The organism is Holdemania filiformis, from assembly GCF_003459085.1.
Lineage (GTDB): Bacteria > Bacillota_I > Bacilli_A > Erysipelotrichales > Erysipelotrichaceae > Holdemania > Holdemania filiformis.
The window spans coordinates 117,295-129,530 of sequence record NZ_QRUP01000003.1 but is presented as its reverse complement, the minus strand read 5'-3'; the positions used below and the strand labels follow the sequence as shown (position 1 = coordinate 129,530).

Below are 12,236 nucleotides of genomic sequence, written 5' to 3'. Positions count from 1 at the left end.
TATCCACAAGAATTGCTCCAGTCACCGCGGATGAAGATGGCAAGGGAATGTATAGAATAGAAGAAATAAGTGCATGATATGTATGAACATTGCATAAAATCTTAAAAATAAAAAGTTTTTGCATTTTAGTGCATAAAAAATATATATTCTGTGTTTTGTGCTATAATCATAATACAAGGAGGACGACATCATGATTAACAACCGCGAACTGAGAAAAAGAGATTTATATTTAAAAAAACTGATTGCTTTTCAGGATACGGAACCGGTCAAGGTTATTACCGGAATCCGCAGATGCGGTAAATCCAGTCTTTTAAAACTAATGATCGAGCACTTAAAAAAAACTGGAATTTCCGAAAAGCAAATTGTGGAAATGAATTTTGAATCTTACGCGTATAGAAAAATGAACTGTGATGATTTTTATGAATATGTCAGACAGCGTGTTCTCCCTGATCAAAGAATGTATCTTTTTTTCGATGAAGTTCAGCGGATACCGGCTTGGGAAGAAGCAGTCAACGCCTTCCGGATCGATTTTAACTGCGATCTCTATCTTACCGGCTCTAACGCTTATTTGTTGTCTTCGGAGTATGCTACATATTTATCCGGCCGGTGTATAGAAATAAAGATGCTGCCGCTTTCGTTTAAGGAATTTCTGACTTTTTATGATTTTGAAATCAAAGAGTCAATTAGTGCTCTGGGAGGAAAGCGAAAGCAGGCCTATGATAAAAATGGAGAACGATATGATCTGAGCGAAGTATTCAGCGCTTATGCACGATTTGGCGGAATGCCGGGGATTGCGGATGTAGGATTAGATCAGGAAAAGGCGTTAATTCTCTTAGACGGGATTTATTCAACGGTCATCGTTCGGGATATTCTGGAACGGCAAAATTGCCGCGGACAGAAACGGATCGCGGATCCAGTGCTGCTGAGAAAAATCGTGATGTTCCTCGCCGATAATATTGGCAGTAATATCTCGGTTTCGTCAATTGGCAATGTCCTTGTAAACGAGGGGCTGTTAGAGGGAGAAAACCAGAAAAGCGCACCCAGCGCCCATACCGTCCAAACGTATGTTAACGCTTTATTAGAAGCCTATTTCTTTTATGATATCAAACGTTTTGATATAAAAGGAAAAGATTTTCTGCGGACATTGGGCAAATACTATATCGTCGATATTGGATTGCGGAATTATCTGCTGGGATTTCGCGGCCGTGACAGCGGTCATGTTTTAGAAAATATCGTGTATTTTGAATTGCTCCGCCGTGATTTCGATGTTTCGATTGGAAAAGTGGATAACCTGGAGGTGGATTTTGTTGCCGTTCGGGCGGGGGATAAACAGTATATCCAAGTGACAGAGTCGATGACGGATGAAGCCGTCCGTGACCGGGAATTAGCTCCGCTGCAAAAAATTCATGATAATTATGAAAAGATAATTCTATCCCTGCATCCGGGACTGGATGCTTCTTATGAGGGAATAAAATCGGTGAATGTTGTGGACTGGCTGATTGCGGATGAAGCCTAAGATATTCCTTGTAAAATAGGAAAGCAAGAAAAACAGTAAATTAAAAAACAGAGTTTTTCAACATGCTCGGGAGTTTCTGAACTCCTCGTGACGAGATATGCTGATAGCTCTGTTTTTGTTTTGATGGACTTTGGTTATTAAAGATCTTGCCGGTCTTTTTCCTCAGCCTTCTCAATCTCCGCTTTGGCGTCAAGAATTCCCTGCTTCACCGCCCGCCGGATGAGTTCATAAACGAGGGTGAGCGCGAGCAGGAGAATGAAAAGCTGAAAAAGAATTCCCCACATCATCAGCTCAGGCTTCCTGCGGCTGATCGATCCGCGGCTGGTCGTCCAGCGAGACCGTTCCGGTTCTGCCTTCTGTTTCAAACAGGACAATCGTATTTTTACCTTTTTTTAATAACGGCGCTGGGATATACAGATAATGCGTCGGGCCCAGCTCCCAGAACCGCCCAAGATTTTCTCCGTTCAAAAACGCTGCGCCTTTGCCCCAGCCGTTCAGGTTCAGGAACGTATCCGCCGGATCATCAATTTCTACGGTAAATTGATAGAAAGCCGGAACGCCTTCCTGATAATCGCCGGTGAAATCAACCTGATCAACATTGTCCAGCTCCAGGCAATACTGCTGCCAGCCAGTGTGGAAGTGCAGGTCCAGCATGAAGCCGCCTTTGATGCCCTTACGCTGATGCGGAGAAACCAGACTTGCGCCGTAGTTGATGCGGCCAAGGTTTTCCACCAGAATGTCAATCACGTTATCGGTCGGATGATCGAGCGTAAGCGGGATGTTGCTTCCCATCGTTTCCTTGTATTGCGTGGCAATCAATTTCTGGTTGACGAACACCTGGGCGCGGTCGTCGCAATCCGCCAGCTTGGCTTTGGCCAGCTCGCGCGCTTTGCCGACATGCGCGCGGTACAGGATGTAGCCGTAGCCCTGCCCCAGCTTTTCCATCGGCTGAGGAATGTCGGTTTCGATCGGCTTCGCCAGGGAGGAAAGCGTATTAAATAAGGAAACTTGGTTCTCACAGCGCAGTTCGCCATAGCTTTTAAAGGTGATCGGCGTGGACAGCGGTACCGGAGTGATCGGATTATATTTGGCGATGACCTCGCGGAAGGCAGCGTATTTTTCCCCTTCCGTGCCCCACTCCGTCAGCGGAGCGGCATAGTCGTAAGAGGTGATCTGCGGATCCATGCCGTTGTGGTAGCTGCAGCCGTTATAAAATTCCGGATTGGTGCCGCCGTGGAACATGTAGATGTTGACGCTGCCCTGGCGCAGCATCGCGTCCAGCTCGTCCGCCGCGTCCTTCGCGTCGCGGGTTTTCAGCGGCGATCCCCAGTTGTTGAACCAGCCGATCCAGAATTCCATGCACATGAGCGGGCCATGGATGTCGTTGTCGCTCATGAACTGACGCAGCGCGCCGATCTGTTCGTCAGTGCGGGAACCGAAGTTGGCAGTCGGCAGCACGCCTTCATTGAGTAAGGTTCCGGCATCGAGCACTTCGCGCCATCCGCCGTCGGACGTAAACATCGGCACATCGCAGCCATGCTTTTCCATCAGGTGCTTGATCGCCTTGAGATATTGCTTGTCGTTGCCGAAGGAGCCGTATTCATTTTCAATCTGGCACATCAGCACCGGTCCGCCATGGGTGAAAAACAACGGCCGGATCACCTTGAACAGCTCGGCGTAGTAGGCGTCGATCGCGTCGAGATAAGGTTGATAGGTCGAACGCACGCGCATCGAATCGTCCGCTAACAGCCATGCCGGCAGTCCGCCGAATTCCCATTCCGCGCAGATGTAGGGCGTTGGCCGTAAAATGACCCATAAGCCTAAAGCCTGCGCTTCACGGACAAAACGCGCGACGTCCTTGCGTCCGCTGAAATCAAACTGGCCCTTTTTCGGTTCGTGGTAATTCCACGGAATGTAGGTTTCTACGCAGTTGCAGCCCATATTTTTTAACTTTTCCAGACGATCCTGCCAATACTCAGGAACAATCCGGAAGTAATGCAGCGCGCCGGAAATCAGCTTGACCGGCTGGCCGTCCAGCATAAAATCATCTTGAATCGTAAAGGTAGTCATGATCGGTTCCTCTTCTTTCTCTTTCCTTCATTGTAAAAAAGAAATCGTAAAAAATAAAGAAATTCTTCATTTCAGGCAGGCTTTTTCAAATTTTCCGCAATATTATAAGTGGGAGGTGAAATTATGCGTTGTCCGCGGTGTGGAAATGAGGATCCATCCTGGTTCTATCTTGGCAGCAAGGGCTGGTACTGCCGCCGCTGCGTCGGCTTTTCCCGGAGGCTGGCGTGCGAGGCGGAGGAACCGGCCGTGCCCGAGCTTAGTGAACCGCTGGATCCGCAGCTGCGGCTGGATTATCCCCTGACTCCGAATCAGAAGCAGATCTCCGATCAGCTGTGCGAATTGTCCGAGACCCACGACGTCCTGGTCGACGCGGTGTGCGGCGCGGGAAAAACGGAAATTGTAATGGATTGTCTGCGGAGGCGGCTGCAGCGGGGACAGCGGGCGGCGGTCGCGGTCGCCCGGCGGCAGGTGGTGCTGGAGTTGGCGCGGCGGCTGGCGGACGCGTTTCCAAACCTGTCGGTGATCCCGGTCTGTCAGGGTTATACCAAGAAGACCGAAGCGGATCTGATCGTCTGTACGACCCACCAGCTCTACCGCTATCCCCACCGGTTCGATCTGTTGATCCTGGATGAGCCGGACGCTTTTCCCTACAAGGGCGATCCGGTTCTGCATGGAATTGCGCGCACCAGCTGCCGCGGCCAGATCGTCTACACGACGGCGACGCCGGATGCGGAGCTGCAGGAACGGGTGAAGGCGGGGACGTTGATGCAGCTCAAGCTCAACCGCCGACCGCACGGTCATGATCTGACGGTGCCCCGGGTTCAGATCGGCTCTCAGTTTCTGTTGATCCTGCGGCTTTACCGCTGGCTGAAAAACAAACAAAAGGCGGACAAGCAGGCGCTGATCTTTGTGCCGACGATTCGCGGCTGTCATCGCTTGAAAGTTCTGTTTTCACTGGAATTTTCCTGCGGTGAGCTGACCAGTCAGTCGCCGGATCAGGATGAAACGCTGCGGAAGCTCCGGGCAAAGGAACTGCAGTTCTGCTTTGCGACGACGGTGCTGGAACGGGGCGTGACGATCGCGGGCGTCGACGTGTGCGTGATGGACGCCGATCACGGCGTGTTCGATGAAGCTTCGCTGACCCAGATGATCGGCCGGGTTGGGCGCAGCTTTGCCTGTCCGGATGGCGACGGATTGTTTCTGTGCCGCAGGCGCAGCGAACAGGTTGAACGCTGCGTGAAACGTCTGGAGGAAGCCAATGCCGGCGGCTGAGCGATGCCTGTGGTGCGGCGGCCCGTTGTTAAACGGATGCACGATCTCCGAAATGATGTTCGCCGACGATTCGCTGTGCGGCGTCTGCCGCAGTCAGCTGACGCCTGTTTCCCATCAAGTGAAGCTCGGCGGTCTGACCGTGCGGGGACTGGTTGTCTATGATGAGGCTTTTATGAAAATGCTTGTGCAGTACAAGGAATGCATGGATGAAGCACTGCAGGATGTTTTCCTTCAGCCTTGGTGCGCTGCACTGCGCCGGCGGTACCGTCATTTCACGCTGGTGCCGATGCCCTCATCCCGCGCTAAACGGGAAAAACGCGGCTTCGATACGATTCCCCAGCTGTTTTCCGGATTGGGGCTGCCGATCGTGGAGCTGTTGGAAAAGACGGAGGATTACGTGCAGCAGGGCAGCGCCTTCCAGCGGCGGCAGGCTGCTTCCCATATTCGCTTGATCCCCGGTGTCCAAATCCCGGATGGGAAGCTGTTGTTGATCGACGACGTGCTCACCACCGGCAGTACGCTCAACGCCGCCCATGCATTGCTTCCTGCCGCCGACCAAGCGCTGGTGCTGGCTGTCAACCAACGCTTCCTGCCGCCTTCTTTCGCTCCGTTCCGTAAGCTCCGTTGTCAAAAAAGCGCGGAATAAGACGAAGGAAAAGATTTGAGTTTGCGGCCGATCCTCTCTATACTCAAAGTAGACGGGAGCGGCGGAATTCCAGCGGCGGAAACCAGCGAAAACCAGGATCAGTCAAAACGGAATTCCCCGGGTTCAGCGAACGAAGGGGTGAAGCAGAAAAGCATCAAAACGACTGGCAGCGATCCCGGTTCCCGTCGAAACGACATGGCGGAGAAGACCGCCGCGGATAAACAAAGAAGAAAGGGTTAGGTTTAAGGCAGATGCAAGGTAAAGTAAAGATGTTTAATAAGGAAAAAGGTTACGGCTTCATCAAGCTCAGCGACGGCCGCGATGTTTTTTTCCACTATTCCCAACTGGTGATGGACGGCTTCAAGACGATCGAGGAAAACGCCGAGGTGGAATTCGATCTGATCGAGGGCGACCGCGGGTACCAGGCCCACAACGTCAAAAAACTGTAAAACAGCGATCAAAGGCCGGGTTTGACGGCCTTTTTCTTTGTGTTTTTCGCTCAATTACGATACAATAGGAGCGATGGAGGGACCACAATGGCAACTTTTTTAGACAAACTATTTAATTACGATAAAAAACGATTGAAAGAAATCGAGAAACGCGCTCATGAAGTCGATGCGCTGGCTTCCCGGATGGCAGGCTTGAGCGACGAGGAACTGAAAGCCAAGACCCCGGAATTTCAGGCTCGCTTGAAGAACGGTGAAACGCTGGATGACTTATTGCCGGAAGCGTTCGCGGTCGTTCGCGAAGCGGCGAAGCGGGTGATCGGCGAATATCCGTATCTCGTTCAGCTGATGGGCGGCATCGTTCTGCACGGCGGCGATATCGCGGAGATGAAAACCGGCGAAGGAAAAACGTTAACCTCCGTATTGCCGGTCTATCTGAACGCGCTGGACGGCCGCGGCGTGCACGTCGTCACCGTCAACGAATACCTGGCCGGCCGTGACGCCGACTGGATGGGGCAGATTCACCGCTTCCTGGGCCTGACGGTCGGCCTGAACCTGCGTCAGCTCACCCCGGCGCAGAAGCGCGCGGCGTATAACTGCGATATCACCTACACGACCAACGCGGAAGTCGGATTCGACTATCTGCGCGATAACATGGTCACCCGTGTAGAGGACCGCGTCCTGCGTCCGCTGAATTTCGCGCTGGTCGATGAAGTCGACTCGATCCTGGTCGACGAATCGCGGACGCCGTTGATCATCTCCGGCGGTCAGAAGCAGACGGCCAACCTGTATCTGCAGGCGGACCGCTTCGTCAAATCGCTGAAAGCGGACGAAGACTATGAGATCGACGTCAAAAGCAAGACGGTTCAGCTGACTGATTCCGGCGTGACCAAGGCGGAGAAAGCTTTCCGCGTCAAGAATCTGTACGAGCTGGATCACACTCAGCTGGTGCATCATATTTCGCAGGCGTTAAAAGCCAACTACATCATGATGAAGGACGTCGAGTACGTCGTGGACAACGACGAGATCGTCATCGTCGACCAGTTCACCGGCCGTCTGATGAAGGGCCGCGCGTATTCCGACGGTCTGCATCAGGCGATTGAAGCCAAGGAAGGCGTATCGATCAAACAGGAAACAACGACGCTGGCGACGATCACCTACCAGAACTTCTTCCGTCTTTACAACAAGCTGGCCGGCATGACCGGTACGGCCAAGACCGAGGAAGAAGAATTCTTAAGCATCTACAACATGCGCGTCATGGAAATTCCGACCAACCGTCCGGTTGCCCGGATCGATTATCCGGACGCGATCTTCGGCACAAAGAAAGCCAAGTTTGAAGCGCTGGTCAACGAGGTCAGGGAATGCCATGAGAAGGGCCAGCCGGTGTTAGTCGGTACGATCGCCGTTGAAACCAGTGAATTCATCGCGAAGATGCTGAAAGACCAAAAGATTCCGCACGAGGTCTTAAACGCGAAGAACCATGCGCGTGAAGCGGAGATCATCAAAAAGGCAGGTCAGAAGGGTTCGGTGACGATCGCGACCAACATGGCCGGCCGGGGTACCGATATCAAGCTGGGCGAGGGTGTCCGCGAACTGGGCGGTCTGGCCGTCATCGGTTCGGAACGGCATGAATCCCGCCGTATTGATAATCAGCTGCGCGGCCGTTCCGGCCGTCAGGGCGATCCGGGCTATTCCCGGTTCTATGTTTCCGTGCAGGACGACCTGATGGTGCGGTTCGGTTCGGAAAAAATGGAAAGCCTGTTCTCGCAGCTGGGCGATGTTCCGATTGAATCCAAGGTTGTAACGAAATCCATCGGCAGCGCGCAGAAGCGGGTCGAAGGCGTGAACTTCGACGTTCGTAAAACACTGCTGGAATATGACGACGTCCTGCGTCAGCAGCGCGAAATCATCTATGAACAGCGCAACTTCATCCTGGATCATGACGACGTTCACAGCATCGTCAAGGATATGTTCGACCGCGTTGTCAGCAATCTCGTTTCGGCGCATACCGAGCATGACGGCAAGGAAGAGCATGTCAATACAGCGGAGCTGCTGGAATCGTTAGGCAAGATGGGCTTCCATGAAAGCCTGACGGAAACCGATCTGGAAGGCAAGAGCATTCCGGAGATCAGCGAGCTGTGCTGCAAGGCGGCCTGGGATGTCTATGAAAGCAAGATCGAGCCGATCAAGGTGCATGTGCTGCCGATCGAAAAGACAATGGTGCTGAAGGTCATCGACCGCAACTGGGTCGATCACATCGATACCATGAGCAAGCTGCGCGACGGGATTCATCTGCGTTCGTATGCGCAGTCCAATCCGCTGCAGGCGTATGTGTCCGAAGGTTATCAGCTGTTTGAGGACATGATGGCGCGGATTGCGCAGGAGGTTGTCACCTTCTGCCTGAATGTCAGAATTGTAATAGAGGAGCGAAAGAAATAACTATGGAATTGTATGAGATCCGACAAGGCCTAACCGCTTCGGTAACGAAGTTAAAGCAGTTAGGCGACTCTCTTTGACTTAGCTGCGAAGCAAAAACAAATTGAAGGACTGGAAGCAAAGATGAACGAGGAGCATTTCTGGGATGATCCGAAAGCAGCCCAGAACGTGATCCGTCAGTGCAATGGGATGAAAGAGCTGGAAGCGAAGTACCATCAGATGGAACAGGCGCTGGCTTCGCTGCAGGAAACCGTTGACGAGCTGAACCAGAATTTCGATGAAGAACTGAAAGAGCTGCTGGATATGGAATATCAGGACACGCTGAATCAGTTCGAGGATTTCGAGGTGATGGTGCTGCTTTCCCATCCGTATGACAAAAACAACGCGATCCTGGAGCTGCATCCGGGCGCGGGCGGAACGGAAAGCCAGGACTGGGCGAGCATGCTTTACCGGATGTACTGCCGCTGGGCGGAACGGAAGGGCTACAAGGTTACGCTGCTGGACTATCAGGAGGGCGAAGAAGCGGGCATTAAGTCCGCCAGTATCCTGATCGAAGGCGACATGGCCTATGGCTATCTGAAGGCAGAGAAGGGGGTGCACCGGCTGGTGCGGATTTCCCCGTTTGATTCCTCCGGACGCCGGCATACCTCGTTTGCCTCGCTGGACGTCATGCCGCAGTTTTCCGATGAAATTGAAATCACGATCGACGAGAAAGACCTCGACGTCGTCACGATGCGGGCCAGCGGCGCCGGCGGCCAGCATATCAACAAGACCGACAGCGCTGTGCGGATGACGCATAAGCCGACCGGCATCGTCGTTTCCTGCCAGACGGAGCGCAGCCAGATCCAGAACCGCGAGCGCTGCATGAACATGTTGAAATCAAAGCTGTATCAGCGCATGATCGAGGAACAGGAAGCCAAGCTGGCTGCCATCCGCGGCGAACAGAAAAACATCGAATGGGGATCGCAGATCCGCTCGTATGTCTTCTGTCCGTATACGATGGTCAAGGACCACCGCACAGGCTATGAAATGGGCAGCGTACAGAACGTCATGGACGGCGATCTGGACGGGTTCATCTTCAGCTACCTGAAAAGTCAGATTCAGTAAAACAAGCAGGCGTTTTCCGAAGTCGGAGAGCGCTTGTTTTTTTGTATCTTTACCGCTGATTTTCAGCCCCGCTGACAAGTTTCTATTTGTTTCAATAATCCTTACTTCTGCCTTGGTTGTCCGGGTTTCGTTCATTCTGTCACTTCAGGCATTTTCGAGTATTCCTAAAAAATCAGGAAATGCTATAATGAGATTAAAGAAGAAAGCCAGGGAGGAAAAATCATGAAGGGCTTACGAACAATTTTAGCCGCGCTGCTGGCGCTGACCCTAGTGAGCGGATGCAGCCAGAAGGCAGAACCGACCAAGCCGGGGGAAGCGGCGGTGATCGCAGGAAAACTGAGCGACGGAACGACGTATGAAGCGAGCGTGAGGCTGACGGGCTATCTTAATCCGCTGCAAATAAAAACGTTGCAGAATTATGGGATGTACGTCGGTGCGGAAACCATCGGCGCGGTTCAGTTTGAAGTGCAGCTCAATCAACTTCAAGGTCAAGAAACGTTAGACATTACAGAAATTTGGCAGGCGGCTTATCAAGAAACAGCTGAGGAAGAAACAGAGGAATTAGAAACGCTGGCCATTCCCGCAGGCGAATGGTTAAAAGCAATAGAACCGCTTTCCGAAAATGAAAGTGCGCGCGGGTGGGCTTTAGTTAAGAAAACACGAAATCCGGAATTTATGAGCTTGAATTACCTCAATGAAAAGGGAAAACAAGCGGCTCTTGTGATGCAGATACCGGAATCTCAATCTACTTTATTGAATGAAGCTGGCGAACTCAAAGTGGGAGAATGGATGAGTGCTGGGGAAGTTGAGGTAAGCGTGGAAGAAATAAAAACCTCACAGGATGTTATCATGTACCGCAGTGATAATAAATGGTATTGGGAAGAGGGAGATCAGGTTGTTAATTTGCGGCTGAAGGTGAAGAACGGTGAAAATTACAACCTGAATGACAAGCTGTTTAATGTAATATTTGATTGTCCATCTTCTTCTTTTTCACGGGATTTGCTTGTAGAGGAAAATGACAAAGAGATGCGGCCTTATTCCTCTTTTGAACCCGGCGAGGAGAAGGTTCTGAGAATGGCTATTGATTTTAATGCCGATGCGGAATACTCTGGCCGTTTGAAACTGGCGGTTAACGGTTATTGTTTCGGCTTGGATTATACCCTGGGGGACGAGATCGATCATTATTTGTCATACCGGGAAGGCGACATCATTGAAGATTCAAAGGATCGATTGACAATTGAGAAGATCAGTACGGTTAAACGGCTGAATCCACCTAATACATCGGTTGATTATATGTATCTCTATGCCGATCCGGGAAAACAACTTTATGTTGTCGAAGGAACCTATGAAAATTTAAGCTTAGAAACCGTTGCGATAGAAGATCGGTTGGGGATTACTTGGCAGGACGGCGCAGAGTCAGCAGGCGGTGGTGTCTGGATTCCAATGGGGAATGATTTTCTTGAAAGCAAAACATTAGCTCCCAATGAAAAGATCAAGATTTGTTTGACTGTCGTGCTGACGGACGATCAGCTGCAGCGGCCGGATAAAATCCGGATCGGCGTCGGCGATGAGGTTGTCAAAGGTTCTGCAGCTTGATATTTATGCCTGAAAGGGATTTCTCATCAGGAATCCTTTTCTTTTTGTTACCGGAAGCAAAAATCATGGTTTAATTCAGAAAAAAACGAATGAAAACGCTTGCGATTAGTGTTTGGGAAAAGTTGGGTTCGTGTTAGAATAAGATAAGAAGGATTCCAATCTTAGGCAGGAGGCACTTAAGATGAAAATATGTTCATTTGGCGAAACATTGATCGATTTTACTCCGGTAGGCGTCAGCGAAAACGGAAATATCATATTTGAACGTAATCCCGGCGGAGCGCCGGCGAATTTAGCGGCAGCAGCGGTGAAGCATGGCGTTGAGGCTTGCTTTGTCGGCGAGGTCGGCGACGATATCTTCGGTCAGTTTTTACAGGAAAAGCTCCGCAATCAGGGGGTTGATACAGAATACATGATCGTGAATTCCCGCTACAAGACGACGTTGGCCTTCGTCCAGCTGGACGAAAAGGGAGAACGATCGTTCTGTTTTTACCGCAATCCCGGCGCGGACACGATGATCGAAAGTCAGGCGGTGAATCTGCGCGCGATTGACGAGTGCGATCTGTTCCATTACGGGTCTGTGTCGATGACGCACAATCCGGCGCGGATCACAACGTTTGAATTGGTCAAATATGCGCAGCAGAAAGGCAAGATTCTGTCGTTTGACCCGAATCTGCGGATGCCGCTGTGGAACAGCGAGGAAGAAGCCCGGCATGAGATCCGGCATGGGCTGCAATTCTGCGATATCCTCAAGGTTGCGGAAGACGAATTGATTTTTTTGACGGGCTGCGAAACGTTGGAAGAAGGCGCGCGGCAGCTCGCGAAGAAATACAAAACGCCGCTGATTTTAATCACGGAAGGGGAAAAAGGCAGTCATGCGCTGATCCACGGCTATTACATTAACGCTCCGACCTTCCCGGTTTCAGTCGTCGATACGACGGGGGCGGGCGATGGATTCTTAGGCTGTTTCCTGGCCAGCTTCTTAAAATCAGGAAAAACGCTGGAACAGCTTAACGGCGACGATGTCTATCAAATGCTGCGGCTGGCTAATGCGTCAGGGGCGCTGTCGGTGACCCGGAAAGGCGGAATGCCGTCGTTAGTCACGACGGAAGAAGCGCAGGCTCTGCTTGATTCGCAATCGGAGAGTTAG

At 51.5% G+C, this 12,236-nt stretch carries 10 protein-coding genes; 8 read left to right on the top strand and 2 right to left on the bottom strand.

Features of this window, described 5'->3' with window-relative positions; translation table 11 throughout:
- Positions 1-190: 190 nt before the first annotated feature.
- Positions 191-1,516 carry an ATP-binding protein gene (locus DWY25_RS03905; RefSeq protein ID WP_117893927.1) on the top strand — a complete coding sequence of 442 codons (1,326 nt, stop codon included), beginning with the start codon at positions 191-193 and terminating at the stop codon, positions 1,514-1,516.
- 137 nt (positions 1,517-1,653) lie between these two features.
- Here DWY25_RS03905 and DWY25_RS17685 read toward each other — a convergent pair whose 3' ends face one another.
- Both DWY25_RS17685 and DWY25_RS03900 read right to left on the bottom strand, forming a co-directional pair.
- Positions 1,654-1,803, bottom strand: coding sequence for a hypothetical protein (locus tag DWY25_RS17685; RefSeq protein WP_181981679.1), 150 nt, complete (start codon positions 1,801-1,803; stop codon positions 1,654-1,656).
- Between the two features lie 4 nt (positions 1,804-1,807).
- A complete protein-coding gene (locus DWY25_RS03900) occupies positions 1,808-3,586 on the bottom strand; it encodes a glycoside hydrolase family 35 protein (RefSeq protein WP_117893924.1) in 1,779 nt (592 codons plus the stop codon).
- 123 nt (positions 3,587-3,709) lie between these two features.
- Between DWY25_RS03900 and DWY25_RS03895 the strand changes: the two genes are divergently transcribed.
- The 7 genes from DWY25_RS03895 to DWY25_RS03860 all read left to right on the top strand — a co-directional run bounded on the left by DWY25_RS03895 (position 3,710) and on the right by DWY25_RS03860 (position 12,236).
- On the top strand, positions 3,710-4,858 hold the full coding sequence (locus DWY25_RS03895) for a helicase-related protein (protein ID WP_117893922.1): 1,149 nt from the start codon (positions 3,710-3,712) through the stop codon (positions 4,856-4,858).
- Positions 4,845-5,504 (top strand): ComF family protein, encoded by a 660-nt coding sequence (locus DWY25_RS03890; RefSeq protein WP_117893919.1) that lies wholly within the window; start codon positions 4,845-4,847, stop codon positions 5,502-5,504. The genes DWY25_RS03895 and DWY25_RS03890 overlap by 14 nt, the downstream gene beginning before the upstream one ends.
- 251 nt (positions 5,505-5,755) lie before the next feature.
- Positions 5,756-5,953, top strand: a complete 198-nt coding sequence (locus tag DWY25_RS03880; RefSeq protein WP_006057478.1) for a cold-shock protein — start codon at positions 5,756-5,758, stop codon at positions 5,951-5,953.
- Positions 5,954-6,040: 87 nt separating this feature from the next.
- Complete coding sequence (secA, locus tag DWY25_RS03875) at positions 6,041-8,389, top strand: preprotein translocase subunit SecA (RefSeq protein WP_117893913.1); 2,349 nt, start codon at positions 6,041-6,043, stop codon at positions 8,387-8,389.
- 2 nt (positions 8,390-8,391) lie between these two features.
- A protein-coding gene (prfB, locus tag DWY25_RS03870) for a peptide chain release factor 2 (protein WP_117893910.1) occupies positions 8,392-9,493 on the top strand; the annotation gives its coding sequence in 2 pieces (ribosomal slippage) (positions 8,392-8,463 and positions 8,465-9,493; 1,101 coding nt in all).
- Positions 9,494-9,814: 321 nt separating this feature from the next.
- Complete coding sequence (locus DWY25_RS03865; RefSeq protein WP_147336652.1) at positions 9,815-11,089, top strand: hypothetical protein; 1,275 nt, start codon at positions 9,815-9,817, stop codon at positions 11,087-11,089.
- A 181-nt stretch (positions 11,090-11,270) separates the two neighbouring features.
- Positions 11,271-12,236 (top strand): carbohydrate kinase family protein, encoded by a 966-nt coding sequence (locus DWY25_RS03860; RefSeq protein ID WP_117893904.1) that lies wholly within the window; start codon positions 11,271-11,273, stop codon positions 12,234-12,236.